The sequence below is a fragment of the Curtobacterium sp. 314Chir4.1 genome (genome assembly GCF_900215175.1).
Lineage (GTDB): Bacteria > Actinomycetota > Actinomycetes > Actinomycetales > Microbacteriaceae > Curtobacterium > Curtobacterium pusillum_A.
This window is the reverse complement of the sequence record NZ_OCMI01000006.1, coordinates 1-14,352: the sequence shown is the minus strand read 5'-3', so window position 1 is coordinate 14,352 and position 14,352 is coordinate 1. Positions and strand designations below refer to the sequence as shown.

The following is a 14,352-nucleotide window of genomic DNA, read 5'->3' as shown; positions in this document are numbered from 1 at the left end:
CGGTGCCGGTCTCGCGGACCGGCACCGCGCCTCCAGGCGGTTGCGTCGTGACCCGATTTCGAGGGCGGAATCATGCCTGGTCATGACCAGTCATGTCAAGGGTCGCAACCGATCCGTTCACCATCCGTGATCCCCCGGAAACACGCGGATCACGAGTGTCCACCGGCTCGCACTTCATGGTTGACAACCCTGCGCGATGGGGCTTCACTGTCCATTACGCAACGTCCTTTCATAAAGGTCGGACAAAGGGAGTCAACGTGACACGCACGCGTTTCGCCGCACTCGGTGCGCTCGCCCTCGCAGGCGCGCTCGCCCTCACCGGGTGCTCCGCCGGAAGCAACGGTGCTTCCGACGGCGGCACGAAGTCCATCGGCACACCCGATGGCAAGGGCAAGACCATCACCGTCTGGATCATGAACGGCGACCTCAGCCCGAAGATCCTCGACGTCGCCGAGAAGCAGTTCACGAAGGCCACCGGGGCCAAGGTGAAGCTGCAGCTCCAGCAGTGGGACGGCATCACGACGAAGCTCACCACGGCGCTCGCTCAGAAGGACGCGCCCGACGTCGTGGACCTCGGCAACACGCAGGTGCCCGTCTACGCCGCGACGGGTGGTCTGATGGACCTCTCGCCGTACAAGAAGGAACTGGCCGACGGGCAGACGTGGCTCTCCGGGCTCGAGGGCCCGGCCACCGTCGACGGCAAGCTCTACGGCGCCCCGCTCTTCGCCGGCAACCGCGCGGTGATCTACAACAAGAAGACCTGGGCCGACGCCGGCGTCACCGACGTCCCGAAGTCGTACGACGAGCTCACCGCCGACCTCGACAAGGTCAAGGCGAAGAACCCGCAGGCGGACTTCTCGGCGTTCTACATGCCCGGGCAGTACTGGTACGGCGGTCTGCAGTGGGTGTGGGACGCCGGTGGGCAGATCGCGACCGAGCAGGACGGCAAGTGGAAGGGTGCGATCGACTCGGCCGACGCCGTCAAGGGCCTGACCGCCTGGAAGGACTTCCAGAACACCTACTCGGCGAAGTCCACGCAGGACATCAACACGGACAAGCCGGCCGAGTCGGACGTCTTCGCCCAGGGCAACACCTCGGCGATCCTCGGTTCGGCGTGGGAGATCGGCTCGATCACCACGGCGAAGCCCGAGCTGAAGGACCAGATCGGCACGTTCGCGATGCCGTCCCAGACCGAGGGCAAGACCCAGCCCGTCTTCCTCGGCGGGTCCGACCTCGGCATCCCGTCGAAGTCGGCGAACCAGGACCTGGCGCTGTACTACATGAAGATCCTCACCTCGAAGAAGTTCCAGCAGGACCAGGTCTTCGGGGTCGACGGGTGGGAGCCGAACTCGACGCAGCTGCTCGACGCCGTGGCCGGTGACGTGGACGAACTCCACAAGCCGTACTTCGCGGCGGCGTCCACGAGCCGTCCGACGCCGGCGGCACCGGGGTGGGCGACGATCGAGGGTGACTCGACGTTCCAGACGATGTTCGCGGACGTCGCCACGGGTCGGAAGTCGCCGGAGGACGCCGCGAAGGGCTTCACGGAGCACCTCACGACCGCGCTCAACGCGCAGCAGTAGTCGATGACCTCCACTGCAGAGCGGGTCCCCGGTTCGGCGCAGGCCGAGCCGGGGACCCGGCACGGTCCCGCCGGACGGGGTGTCGGTGGCGGGCGGCGATCGGTGCCGCGGGGCGGGCGGGGCTCCGGGCGGGGCCCTGGCCGTCGGTCGGTGACGTCGTCGCGCGCGCCGCTCGTGCTGCTCGCCCCGGCCGCGCTGCTGCTCCTCGCGCTCGTCGTCTACCCGTTGGTCCGCCTCCTGGTGATCTCGTTCCAGGACTACGGCCTCCGGGCGATCTTCACCGGGCAGGCCGGGTTCGCCGGCTTCTCGAACTACACGAACGTCCTCACCGACGCGAGCTTCTGGCCGGTCATCCTCCGGACCGTGCTCGTCACCGGCGCCATGGTCGTCGGGACGATCGGCATCGGCATGGCGGTCTCGCAGATGCTCACGCGACTCGGCGTCGTGATGCGCACCGTGGTCAGCGTGGTGCTCGTGCTGGCGTGGGCGATGCCGAACGTCGCGTCGAGCCTGGTGTGGCAGTGGCTCTTCCAGCCGTTCTACGGCGTGCTCAACTGGCTGATCACGCAGCTCGGGGTGTTCGGCGACCACACGCAGGACAACTGGGCGTCGAGCCCCGGCCAGGCCCTCACCATCGTGCTGACCCTCGTCATCTGGCAGGCGGTGCCGTTCGTCGCGCTGACGCTCTACGCCGCGCAGTCGCAGATCGCGCCGGAGTACTACGAAGCCGGAGCACTCGACGGCGCTTCGGCGTGGTCGATGTACCGGGCGATCACGCTGCCGGCACTCGTCCCGACGCTGCTGCTCGTGACGATCCTGTCGGTGATCTGGGACTTCAACGTCTTCAACCAGATCTGGCTGCTCACCAAGGGTGGTCCCGAGGACACCACGCTCACCCTCGGCATCTGGACGTTCGTGAAGTCGTTCGTCTCGAACGCGTACGGGCAGGGCGCCGCGATCGCCGTGATCTCGACGCTGATCCTCGGGGCGCTGACGAGCTACTACATCCGCCGGCTCGTCCGGAGCGGGGAGGAAGACCTGTGACCGCACCGACCGTCACCCCGACGACGTCCGCGTCCGTGCCGGCTCCCGCCCCGGCCGCACGCCGTCGGAAGCGCAAGGCGCGCGTGCTCGTCAACGTGCTCGCCGTCGTGTTCTGCCTCATCTGGGTGTTCCCGATCTACTGGATGGTGAACACCGCGTTCAAGCCAGCCGACGAGGTCACGACGCTCACCCCGATCTGGCTGCCGCTCCGGCCGACGCTCGAGAACTTCACGCGGGCGCTCACGCAGGACGGGTTCCTGGTCTACCTGCGGAACTCCGCGATCGTCGTGGTGGCCGCCGTGCTGCTGTCGATCGTCGTCGGGTTCCTGGCGTCCGCGGCGCTCTCGCGGTTCCGGTTCCGGGGGCGGCGGGCGATCCTGGTGGCGATCCTCTTCGTCCAGATGATCCCGTCCGGGGCCCTGCTCATCCCGCTGTTCCTGTCGTTCCAGACCCTCGGGCTGCTCAACAGCTACATCGGGCTGATCCTGGCGTACGTCGCGAGCGTGCTGCCCTTCTCGATCTGGGTCATGCGGGGGTTCTTCGTCGCCGTCCCGGTCGAGATCGAGGAAGCGGCGAAGGTCGACGGTGCCGGTACGTTCCGGATCCTGTGGAGCGTGCTGTTCCCGCTGGTGATGCCTGGTGTCATCGCGACGAGTGTGTTCGCGTTCATCGCGGCGTGGAACGACTACCTGACCGCGTACGTGATGCTCAAGGACCAGGGGATGTACACGCTGCCCGTGTGGCTCGCCGGGTTCTCCACGAACAAGGGGACCGACTTCGGCGGACTGATGGCGGCGTCGGTGCTGTTCTCGATCCCGGTCGTGGTGTTCTTCCTGATCGTGCAGCGGCGACTGGTCAGCGGCATGACCGCGGGGGCCGTCAAAGGCTGACCCTCCGACACCGAACGCCCCGATCCGCTCCGGCGGGTCGGGGCGTCGTCGTGTCCGGCGGGGTGTGCGGGGCGGTCACGGCGTGTTCGGGGTCGCACAACACGCCGCGCGTCGGTCGCGGAGGTCGCACGACCTGCCGCATGGAGGCCGACGGGGCGACACATCGTGCGACCTCGCGGGGGTGGGCTCGCGGGGGTGGGTGCGCCTGTGTTCGTGTTGGTTTCGGCGCGAAACGGTTGCGTTCGTGTGGACTTCGGACGTACAGTTCTCGAAATCCACGGGAACGAAGGAGTTCGGGCATGTACGCAACCGAGCGGCACGACGCGATCGCAGCAGCGCTGCAGGACGCCGGCCGGGTCTCCGTCGCCGATCTGGCCGAGCACTTCGACGTCACGACGGAGACGGTCCGGCGTGACCTCGACGCCCTCGAGTCAGCCGGGGTCCTTCGCCGGGTCCACGGCGGAGCCGTGCCGATCGGCCGCTCCAGCGTCGTCGAACTCACCGTCGCCGAGCGCGAGGGGCAGCACAACTCCGCGAAGTCCGCGATCGCCCGGGCCGCGATGCGTCTGGTGCCGTCGACCTTCACCGGCTCGATCGCCATCGACGCCGGCACCACCTGCGCTGCCGTCGCCGCCGAGCTCGCCCGCTGGGAGCCGGCCGCCGCCGGTGCGACCGTCACGGTCATCACGAACTCCGTCCCGATCGCCGCGACCCTGCAGCACAGTGAGCACGTCGAGCTGCACCTGCTCGGCGGCCGCGTCCGCGGGGTCACGAGCGCCGCGGTCGGCACCGCCACCGTCGAGCAGATCGGTGCCCTGCGGCCCGACATCGCCTTCGTCGGCACGAACGGCCTGTCCGCCGGTTTCGGTCTGAGCACCCCCGACGAGTACGAGGCTGCCGTCAAGGGCGCGTACGTCCTGGCCGCCCGTCGTGCGGTCGTGCTCGCGGACGCCGCCAAACACGGTGTCGAAGCACTGATGCGGTTCGCCCGGCTCGACGAGATCGACACCGTCGTCACCGACCAGGAGCCGCCCGCCGACCTCGCCGGGGCCCTGACCGACGCCGACGTCGAGGTGGTCGTCGCATGAGCGAGCAACGCGCGAACCCCGGCACCGTGACGAGCACCCGCATCGTCACGGTCACCCCGAACCCCAGCCTCGACCGCACCATCGAGCTCGCCGGGGAACTCCAGCGCGGCGCCGTCCAGCGCGCGACCCGGAGCACGGCCGAGCCCGGCGGCAAGGGCGTCAACGTCTCCCGCGTCGTCGTCGCGAGCGGTGGCGACACCGTGGCCGTCCTGCCCGGCGACGAGCTCGACCCGGTGCTGCTCGGCCTCGCGACCCGCGGCATCCCGACGGCGGCACTGCCGATCGGTGCCCCGCTCCGCTCGAACGTGACCGTCACCGAGCCGACCGGCACGACGACGAAGCTCAACGAGCCCGGCCCGTCGCTCGCCGGCCGCCTCGACGACCTCGCCGCCCTCGTCGCGGACACCACCGGGGCGACCGCCACCGGCCCGGCCGCCCGGTGGGTCGTGTTCGCCGGATCCCTGCCGCCGGGGCTGCCCGACGACGCGCTCGCGGTCCTGGTGCGTGCCGTCCGGGCGCGCCACGGCGACGACGTCCGGATCGCGGTCGACTCGTCCGGCGTGCCGTTCACCGCGCTGCTGCAGTCCGGCGAGCGGATCGACCTGGTGAAGCCGAACGCCGAGGAGCTCGCCGAGGTCGTCGGTGGGGACCCCGACGAGTTCGAGCGCGACGTCGACGCCGCAGCCGAGGCCGCCCAGCGACTCCGTGACAGGAACGTCGGCACGGTGCTCCTGACCCTCGGCAGCGCCGGCGCGGTCCTCGTCACCGAGTCCGGCAGCCACGCCGCGGCCGCACCGCGGATCGTCGCCCGCTCGACCGTCGGCGCGGGGGACTCCTCGCTCGCCGGCTACCTGCTCGCCGAGGTCGCCGGGCAGTCGCCCGAGCAGTGCCTCGCCCAGGCCGTCGCCACCGGAGCCGCCGCAGCGGCACTGCCCGGCAGCGACGTGCCCGCCCTCGACCACACCGACCCCGAGGCCATCACGGTCCGGGCGCTGCAGCAGCACGCGGCGACCGAACTGGCCTGACTCCCCCCACCCCGAACACTGCACGTCCTGCGCCGCACGGCGCCCTTGCAAAGGAGCAACCCATGTCCGTCAACACGAGTCCACGCCTCATCAGCGTCCAACTCGTCGGCCTCGACGAGGACCTCGGCGCCACGTCGAACGACGTCATCCGCGTGCTCGCCGACCGCGTCGCCGCGACCGGTCGTGCGGCGGACGGTGCCGTCCTCGCCGAGGACGCCATCACGCGCGAGGCGAGCGTCGGCACCGGGGTACCCGGTGGCATCGCCATCCCGCACGCCCGGTCCGCATCGGTGTCCGAGCCCACCCTCGCGATGAGCCGCCTCGCCCGGAAGGTGTCGTTCGGCGCCCCGGACGGCGACGCGGACATCGTCTTCATGATCGCGGTGCCCGAGGGTGCCGACAAGGACCACCTCACGGTCCTGTCGACCCTCGCCCGTGCACTGATCCGCGACGACTTCACCGCCGCCCTCCGCGCCGCCTCGACCCCGCAGGAGATCGTCGACCTGGTGGATCGCGAGGTGAGCGGCGAGGTCGCCGAGGCCGGCGTCGGGAACGCGAGCAGTGCCTCCAGTCCGACGACCGGGACGGGCGCGACCACCGCGACCGGCGCGACGGACGCGTCCGACGGATCGGGCGCGTCCGCGCACCGCAAGCTCATCGTCGGCGTCACCGCCTGCCCGACCGGCATCGCGCACACCTACATGGCTGCCGACGCCCTCGTCGCCGCGGCCCAGCGGGCCGGTGCCGAGATGCACGTCGAGACCCAGGGCTCCTCGCAGGTCGAGCCGCTCGACCCTGCTCTGATCGCCCGCGCCGACGCCGTCGTGTTCGCGGTCGACGTCGACGTCCGCGACCGCGGCCGCTTCGCCGGCAAGCCCCTCGTCTCAGGACCCGTGAAGCGCGGCGTGGACGAGCCCGACACGATGATCGCCGAGGCGCTCCGTGCCGCCGACGACCCGAACGCCGCACGCGTCCAGGGCGGCGCCGCCACGACGGAGACGAGCACGAAGAACGAGCACTTCGGGCAGGCACTCAAGCGCTGGCTGCTCACGGGCGTCAGCTACATGATCCCGTTCGTCGCCGGCGGCGGGCTCCTCATCGCGCTCGGCTTCCTCCTCGCCGGGTACGGCATCGCGCTGCAGCACGGTGACTCCGGGCAGAACAACGCGGTGTTCACGCTCACGAACTACACGCTGCTCAACCTGCCGCCGGAGGGCCTCGGCTACTACCTCGGCGCCGCCGCGTTCCAGATCGGCGGGATCTCCCTCGGCTTCCTCGTCGCAGCGCTCGCCGGGTACATCGCGTACGCGATGGCCGACCGACCCGGCATCGCGCCCGGCTTCGTCGCCGGTTCCATCGCGGTCTTCATGAACGCCGGGTTCCTCGGTGGCCTGATCGGTGGCCTCATCGCCGGTGCCGCCGCGTACTGGATCGGCCGGATCCCGACCTGGCGCTGGCTGCGTGGCCTGATGCCCGTCGTGATCATCCCGCTGTTCGCCTCGATCATCGCCTCCGGCCTCATGCTGCTCGTGCTCGGTGGGCCGATCGCCTGGCTGATGACCCAGCTGACCGAGTTCCTCAACTCGCTGTCCGGTGCCTCCGCGATCCTGCTCGGCATCATCCTCGGCCTGATGATGGCGTTCGACCTCGGCGGTCCGGTGAACAAGGTGGCGTACGCGTTCGCCGTCGCCGGCCTCGGTGCCGGGTCGGCCACGAACGTCGTCCCGTTCGAGATCATGGCCGCGGTCATGGCCGCCGGCATGGTCCCGCCGCTCGCCCTGGCGCTCGCCTCGACCGTCCTGTACCGCAAGGGCTTCACGAAGCCGGAGCGCGAGAACGGCAAGGCCGCCTGGCTGCTCGGCGCGTCGTTCATCTCCGAGGGTGCGATCCCGTTCGCAGCCGCCGACCCGCTGCGCGTCATCCCGGCGTCGATGGTCGGCGCTGCGGTCACGGGTGCGATCTCGATGGCGGCCGGCGTGACCTCGCGGGCTCCGCACGGCGGGATCTTCGTGTTCTTCGCCATCGGGGACGTCGCGATGTTCATCGTGGCGATCCTGGCGGGCACGGTCGTCTCGGCGCTCGTGCTGGTCGGGCTGAAGAAGTGGGTGCGGAAGGCTCCGGCGGCGGACGCCGCCGTGTCGGAGACCGCGAGCGACCGCGTGGCAGTCGCCGTGTAGTCGACGTCGCCACCTGACGGACGGGAGGCGCGGTGCCAGCTGGCACCGTGCCTCCCGTCCGTCTGTGGTCGCGACCACCCCGTCGAGTGAGCAGAAATCGTCGGGTCGCCTGTCCCGACGCGACGATTCCTGCTCCCTCGACGCAGGCGCGGCCGCCACGCGTGCGCGGCCGCTACTCGGCGATGTTCGCCGTCACCGCGTCGATGTAGGCCGCACGCTCCTCGCGCGAGTGCGGCCGCCCGGGCACGCCCGGACGCTGCTCCCACGGGAACGGCCCGGCCTCGTGCCGGTACTCGATCCCCATCGCCTCGAGCCGCGCGACGTGCTCGGCGAGCCGCCCGCGGAACTCGGCGACGTCGCGCGGGCCGGTGACGTCGGCCGACCAGAGCGCCTCGGCGAGGGCGGCGACACGGGGGAAGAGCTGGTAGTCGAGCTTCCGGGCGGTGTCGACGTGCTCGGTCCACATGTTGCCCTGGCCGCCGATCACGTGGGCGCGCTCGGCGTCCGTCAGGTCGGCGGGCACCGGGTCGAACGCGAAGACGTCGTCGACGGTGAGCACGATCGACACCGGGATCGGCTCGGTCTCGAGGTCGCTCTGCCGGTAGTCGAGGTACACCTGGTCGTCCGGGGAGGAGATGACGTCGTGGCCGCGCTTGGCCGCGGTCCGGGCGCCGGTCAGGCCGCGCCAGGACACCACCGTCGCGGACGGCGCGAGTGTGCCGCCCTCGAGGATCTCGTCCCAGCCGAACGCCCGCCGACCGTGCGACTCGACGTGCGCAGCGAGCTGCCCGATGATCCAGGCCTGCAGCTGCTCTTCGTCCTCGAGCCCGAGTTCGCGGATGCGCTCCTGCGTGCGGGGGTCGTTCTCCCACTGCACCTTCGGGCACTCGTCGCCGCCGACCCCGATGTACTCGGAGGGGAAGAGCGCGATGACCTCGTCGAGGACGTCCTTGAAGAAGTCGACGGTGCTGTCCTCGGCGTTGAGGACGTCCTCCGCGATGCCCCACTCGGTCCAGACGTCGATCGGCTGCCCGGACACGCCGAGCTCCGGGTACGCGGCGAGGGCGGCACGGACGTGTCCGGGCGTCTCGATCTCGGGTACGACGGTGACGAACCGGTCGGCGGCGTAGGCGACGATCTCGCGGATGTCGTCCTGCGTGTAGTAGCCGCCGTGCGGCCGGCCGTCCTTGCCCGCCACCGCCAGCGAACCGTCGGGACCTGGCACGTGCGCACCGACCTGCGACTCCGTCCGCCACGATCCGACCTCGGTCAGGCGCGGGTACTTCCGGATCTCGATGCGCCAGCCCTGGTCCTCGGTGAGGTGGAAGTGCAGGCGGTTGAGGCGGTGGGCGGCCAGCTGGTCGATGACCCGCATGACCTCGTGCTTGGTGCGGAAGTGCCGGGCGACGTCGAGCATGACGCCGCGCCAGGCGAAGGCGGGGGCGTCCTCCACCGTGACCGCGGGGATCGTCCAGGGGCCGGTGCCGACACGGCCCTTCCGGTAGACGTCGGCGGGCAGGGACTGAAGGAGCGCCTGGACACCGTAGAAGACGCCGGCCGGACTGCCGCCGGTGATCTCGACACCGTCGGCGGTGACCACGAGTCGGAAGGACTCCGAACGGTCGCCGGCCGGACCGACTGGGAGGGTGTCGTCCTCGGCCACGCGCAGCGCGATGACGTCGGCCGCCGCCCCGGTGCCGTCCGCTGCGTCGCGCACCGGCAGGCCGGTCGAGCCCCGGAGCGTCTGCTGCAGGTACAGTCGGACCGACTCGGTCGCTGCGTCCGCGGCGATGCGGGTCGACGGGGTGATCGCGAAGGCGCCGGTACCGGGCTCGGTGCGGCGCGGTCGTGGGATGAGCATGTCGGAGTCCACCATTCCTCAATGATCTTTCGTAATATGGAGGCTATGGCCGTGGACGAGACCGTGTCAACGCTTCCGAACGGTGTCGTCGGCAGCACTCCGGGGATGCTCAGGCTCATCAACTCGCGAGCCATCCTCGCCGAGCTCTTCCGTGACGACGGCTCGCACACCGTCACGGAGCTCAGCCGGACCGTCGGCCTCTCCCGCCCCACCGTCGAGGCCGCCCTCGCCGACCTCGTCGAGGAGGGCTGGGTCACCGAGGCCGAGGCGATCGCGACGCCGAACAAGGCCGGACGCCGGGCGAAGCGCTTCCGTGCCGACGCGGCAGCGGGGTCGGTGCTCGGCGTCGACCTGGGCCTGCACGGCATCGTCGGGCTCCGGTCCGACCTGCGTGGCCAGCAGCTCGCCCGGGTCGAGGAGGTCTACACCGACCTCGCCTCGGCCGAGCAGGCCTGGGACAGCGTGCAGGACGTCGTCCGCCGACTCGTCGAGGGCACGGACCCGTCCAGGCTGCTCGCCGCCACGTTCGGCGTGCCGGCCGTCGTCGACCGCTCGGGCGAGATCGACTACACGGTCGCCGTCCCGCAGTGGGTCGAACGCCGGGTGCCCGGCCGGATCGGTGACCTGTTCCCCGACTCCGCCACGTTCTTCGACAACGACGCGAAGCTCGCCGCCACCGCCGAGGCGATGTGGGGTCGGTTCCGCGGCGTGCAGGACGGCCTGTACCTCGTGATGGGTCGCCAGATCGGTGCGGCCTTCCTGGTCGACGGGGCCCTGGCGCGCGGTGCGCGCGGGGCGGCCGGTGAGACCGGCGGCCTGGCCGTGACCGGTTGGCCCGGCGCCCCGGCCCGACTGGAGGCACGGATCGCCCCCGGCAGTGACCTCGAGTCCGTCATGGCGTCGGCCGGGCGCGGGGACGCGGACGCGGTGGCCGTCGTGCGCGCGCTCGCCGAGGACGTCGCCCCCGGTGTCGTGCAGCTCATCGCGACGATCGACCCCGAGGTCGTCGTGGTCGGTGGCGAGGTCCTGCCCGCGGCGGCGGTGTTCTGCGACGCCCTCACCGAGGTCGTGGCGCCGCAGCTCCGGCACCCGGTCGAGATCGTCCCGTCGACGGTCGGTCGCGACGCCGTCGCCCGCGGTGCCCTCGCCCGGTCGCTGACCCACGTCCGGACCTCGCACATGGGACTCGGCTGACGTTCAGCCACCGCGCCGGGTCCTGACAGGGCGTTCAGGGACCATGGGCGCATGACGACTGCCCTGGCCGCGCCGGCCACGACCGTGACAGCCGCCGGCGACCCCTCCACCGACATGGGTGGACTCTCGGGGCTCGTGCTCCAGCTCATCGACACCATGGGGGAGTGGGGCGTCGCGCTCATGCTCTTCGTCGAGACGGTGTTCCCGCCGATCCCCTCCGAGGTGATCCTGCCGTTGGCCGGGTTCCTCGCCGGAGCGGGCCGGATGAACCTCGTGCTCGTCCTGGTCCTCGCGACCCTCGGCTCCTACCTCGGTGCCCTGGTGCTGTACTGGCTCGGTGCCGTGATCGGCTTCGAACGGACCACCCGGTGGCTCGGCAGGCTGCCCCTCGTCGACGAGGACGACTTCCGCAAGGCCGCGGACTGGTTCCACCGCCACGGCAAGAGCGCGGTGTTCTTCGGGCGGTTCGTGCCGATCGTCCGCAGTCTCATCTCGCTGCCCGCCGGTGCGGACCGGATGCACCTCGGCACCTTCTCGGTGTTCACGATCATCGCGAGCGGGATCTGGAACAGCGCACTCGTGTTCCTCGGCGCGGCCTTCGGGACGCAGTACGGCAAGGTCGAGCAGTACACCGAGTGGATCGACCGGGTGCTCTACGTCGCGATCGCCGCGGTGGTCGTCACGTTCGTGGTGCGCCGGGTCCGTCGGGCGCGTGCCGAGCGAGCCGACCGTGCGGGCGCCCCCGGCCGCGGTCGTCGTCGCGCCGAACCCGCCGAGGACTGAGCGTCACGCCTTCGTCAGCGCCGACTCCTTGTGGGCGGCACGCTTGCCCGTCTTCTCCGACTCCACGATCCAGTACGGGTCGTCGTCGGTCGGCTTGAACGTCTGCCCGTCGAACTCGAACTCGGACACCCGCTTCCGCACGAGCGTGCCGGTGGTCTTCCCCTGCGACGTGTTCCAGTGCACGGTGTCGCCGTTCGACAGCGCCATGGTGTCCTCCTTGCGTGATCGCTCACCTTCGTGGAGGTCGGACTGTACCCCGATGCATCCGCATGAACACAGGGAAGCAGGCCCATCACGATGTCATAACGTCCACGCGGAATCTGGTGCGGCCGCGTACCGTACTGGGTGAGTCACCTCGTTGGCAACTGCCACGGATCACCGGGCTCTCGGACGGAACGACATCAACCATGACGCTGCTGAACGGCACCCGTGCGGAAACGGTCCTTGCGGGCCGCTACCGCCTCGTGAAGCTGATCGGCACCGGTGGCATGGGGTCCGTCTACGAAGCACGGGACGAGCACACCTACCGCGCCGTCGCCGTGAAGCTCTTCGCGACACCGGAGGCGATGACCACGGCCGACCGGGTCCGCCAGGAACGTGAGATCCGACTCCTCAGCATGCTGTCGCACCCCGGGCTCATCCCGCTGTACGACGCCGGCACCCACGACTTCGAGGACGGCCCGCACCGCTTCATCGTGATGGAGCTCATCGCCGACACGACGCTCCTGCGGCGGTTGGCCGAGGGTGCCCTGCACAACTACGAGGTGGCCGACCTCGGTGCCCAGCTCGCCGACGCCCTGGCGTACGTGCACTCGCGCGGCATCGTGCACCGCGACGTCAAGCCGGCGAACATCCTCATCAGCGACGAGGGCTCGTCCGGGTTCGCCCGCACCGTCAAGCTGACCGACTTCGGCGTCGCGCACTTCGTCGACGGCTCCCGCCTGACGAACGACGGCACGATCATCGGCACCGCCGCCTACCTCAGCCCCGAACAGGTCGCCGGGGAGCCGATCGGCTTCGCCACCGACGTGTACTCGCTCGGGCTCGTCCTGCTCGAAGCCCTCACCGGCAAGCAGGAGTATTCCGGCACGCTCATCGAGGCAGCGCTCGCACGACTCCGGCACGACCCGGAGATCCCCGAGGGCATCGCCCCCGAGTGGCGGGACCTGCTCGCCAAGATGACCGCGCGCGACCCCGACCGGCGGCCGACCGCGGTGGCGATCGCGAACGCCCTGCGCGGGGGTTCGACGCAGATCACCGGCCCGGTGCCGCTCGGCCCGCAGCGGGTGAAGCACAAGCGGGACCACCGCCTGCACCGTGCCGCCCACCGGCACGCCAAGCGCGGCACGTTCGTCGTGGTGCGGCGCTGGCGGCGACGGAACGTGCTCGTCGGGTCCTTCGCGGCGGTCGGCGTGCTGCTCGCCTGTGGTGCGTCCTACGTGGCGGGCATGCTGCACTGACGTTCCCCGACCAGCACTGACGGTCCCCGGGTCGGCAGTCCCTGGCAGGATGGTCAGCATGACCGACCAGCGCTGGATCAAGATCTGCGGACTGTCGACGCCCGAGACCGTGGACGCCGCCATCGACGCGGGTGCGGACGCGGTCGGGTTCGTCTTCGCCGCCGGGAGCCCCCGGACCGTGACGGCTGACCTCGCGAAGCGGCTCGTCGAGCGGGTGCCGGACGGCATCGACGCCGTCGGGGTGTTCCGCGACCAGGAGATCGACGAGATCGTGGGCATCGCGTCCGAGGTCGGACTGACCACGCTCCAGCTGCACGGCGGCGAGTCCGCGACCGACTTCGCCCGTGCGCGTGACGCCGGCTTCTTCACGATCCGGGCCGTCGCGGCCGAGGACTACCTCCGCGAGTCCACCGAGCAGCGCGCCTCGTACGACCACGACCTCCTGCTCCTCGACGCAGCGGTGCCGGGCAGCGGGCGGCTCATCGACCCCGCGTCGATCGACGGCAAGGTGGACGAGGCGTGGATCCTCGCCGGTGGTCTCACGCCCGCGAACGTCGTGGCGGCGATCGAGTCGCTCGACCCGGACGGCGTGGACGTCTCGAGCGGGGTGGAGTCCGAGCGCGGCGTCAAGGACCCCGCGAAGATCCGGGCGTTCGTCGAGGCGGTCCGCAGCATCCCCTGACGGCGCGGCACGCGGCGCCTCGCCGCGCGTGCGGCGTCTCGCCGCGCGTGCGGCGTCTCGTCTCGGTGAGACGAGACGTGGCCAGCCCCGCGGGGCACCGCATCTGGCGCGAGACACCGCCGGAATCGGCGGCGTCTCGCGCGCCCGGCGGCGTCTCGCCGCGTGTGCGGTGTCTCGTCTCGGTGAGACGAGACGCGGTCGTCGGGTGCGCGCAGGGCGGACTGGAGGCGCGTGGCGGGGTCGGGCCGTGCCTCCAGGCCGACAGGCGTGCGTCTCGAGCGGGTGAGACGCCGTGCCGGCAGCGAGACGCATCGGACGTTGCGAGACGCCGCCGGATCCGGCGGCGTCTCGTGGCGCGCGCGGTGTCTCGTGGCTGCGGCGGCGTCTCGCCGCCCAGCCAGCCCAGCCAGCCCAGCCAGCCCAGCCAGCCCAGCCAGCCCAGCCAGCCCAGCCAGCCCAGCCAGCCCAGCCAGCCCAGCGCGCCGGCGCAGCCCAGCGCGCCCCGCGCGTCAGCGCAGCGTGGGGATCAGCTCCGTGAGGAACGCGTCGGTGTCCTCCCAGCCCT

At 71.0% G+C, this 14,352-nt stretch carries 12 protein-coding genes; 10 read left to right on the top strand and 2 right to left on the bottom strand.

What is annotated here, in order from left to right; genetic code table 11:
• The first annotated feature begins 257 nt into the window (after positions 1-257).
• The 6 genes from CRP27_RS16985 (at position 258) to CRP27_RS16960 (ending at position 7,807) form a co-directional block, all read left to right on the top strand.
• Positions 258-1,583 carry a sugar ABC transporter substrate-binding protein gene (locus CRP27_RS16985; protein ID WP_217990760.1) on the top strand — a complete coding sequence of 442 codons (1,326 nt, stop codon included), beginning with the start codon at positions 258-260 and terminating at the stop codon, positions 1,581-1,583.
• A gap of 3 nt (positions 1,584-1,586) precedes the next feature.
• Positions 1,587-2,627 carry a carbohydrate ABC transporter permease gene (locus tag CRP27_RS16980; RefSeq protein WP_097181800.1) on the top strand — a complete coding sequence of 347 codons (1,041 nt, stop codon included), beginning with the start codon at positions 1,587-1,589 and terminating at the stop codon, positions 2,625-2,627.
• Positions 2,624-3,517: a carbohydrate ABC transporter permease gene (locus CRP27_RS16975; protein ID WP_217990759.1), complete on the top strand. Its 894-nt coding sequence runs from the start codon at positions 2,624-2,626 to the stop codon at positions 3,515-3,517. The genes CRP27_RS16980 and CRP27_RS16975 overlap by 4 nt, the downstream gene beginning before the upstream one ends.
• Positions 3,518-3,816: 299 nt before the next feature.
• Entirely contained in the window at positions 3,817-4,605 is a 789-nt protein-coding gene (locus tag CRP27_RS16970; protein WP_097181799.1) for a DeoR/GlpR family DNA-binding transcription regulator, read from the top strand.
• Positions 4,602-5,630: a 1-phosphofructokinase family hexose kinase gene (locus tag CRP27_RS16965; protein WP_097181798.1), complete on the top strand. Its 1,029-nt coding sequence runs from the start codon at positions 4,602-4,604 to the stop codon at positions 5,628-5,630. Before CRP27_RS16970 ends, CRP27_RS16965 begins: the two co-directional genes overlap by 4 nt.
• 62 nt (positions 5,631-5,692) lie before the next feature.
• Entirely contained in the window at positions 5,693-7,807 is a 2,115-nt protein-coding gene (locus CRP27_RS16960) for a fructose-specific PTS transporter subunit EIIC (protein WP_097181797.1), read from the top strand.
• 172 nt (positions 7,808-7,979) lie between these two features.
• Here the strand turns inward: CRP27_RS16960 and CRP27_RS16955 are convergent, their stop codons facing one another.
• Positions 7,980-9,683 (bottom strand): beta-N-acetylhexosaminidase, encoded by a 1,704-nt coding sequence (locus tag CRP27_RS16955; protein WP_097181796.1) that lies wholly within the window; start codon positions 9,681-9,683, stop codon positions 7,980-7,982.
• Positions 9,684-9,719: 36 nt separating this feature from the next.
• On the opposite strand from CRP27_RS16955, the gene CRP27_RS16950 reads away from it, so the two are divergent.
• Together CRP27_RS16950 and CRP27_RS16945 are read left to right on the top strand one after the other, a co-directional pair.
• Positions 9,720-10,862, top strand: coding sequence for an ROK family transcriptional regulator (locus tag CRP27_RS16950; RefSeq protein WP_176505662.1), 1,143 nt, complete (start codon positions 9,720-9,722; stop codon positions 10,860-10,862).
• 51 nt (positions 10,863-10,913) lie between these two features.
• Positions 10,914-11,645: a DedA family protein gene (locus CRP27_RS16945; protein ID WP_176505661.1), complete on the top strand. Its 732-nt coding sequence runs from the start codon at positions 10,914-10,916 to the stop codon at positions 11,643-11,645.
• Positions 11,646-11,648: 3 nt separating this feature from the next.
• Here CRP27_RS16945 and CRP27_RS16940 read toward each other — a convergent pair whose 3' ends face one another.
• Positions 11,649-11,852: a DUF2945 domain-containing protein gene (locus tag CRP27_RS16940; protein ID WP_097181794.1), complete on the bottom strand. Its 204-nt coding sequence runs from the start codon at positions 11,850-11,852 to the stop codon at positions 11,649-11,651.
• Between the two features lie 200 nt (positions 11,853-12,052).
• Here CRP27_RS16940 and CRP27_RS16935 point away from each other — a divergent pair, with 200 nt between their 5' ends.
• Entirely contained in the window at positions 12,053-13,105 is a 1,053-nt protein-coding gene (locus CRP27_RS16935) for a serine/threonine-protein kinase (RefSeq protein WP_176505660.1), read from the top strand.
• A gap of 58 nt (positions 13,106-13,163) precedes the next feature.
• A complete protein-coding gene (locus tag CRP27_RS16930) occupies positions 13,164-13,787 on the top strand; it encodes a phosphoribosylanthranilate isomerase (RefSeq protein ID WP_097181931.1) in 624 nt (207 codons plus the stop codon).
• Positions 13,788-14,352: the final 565 nt, after the last annotated feature.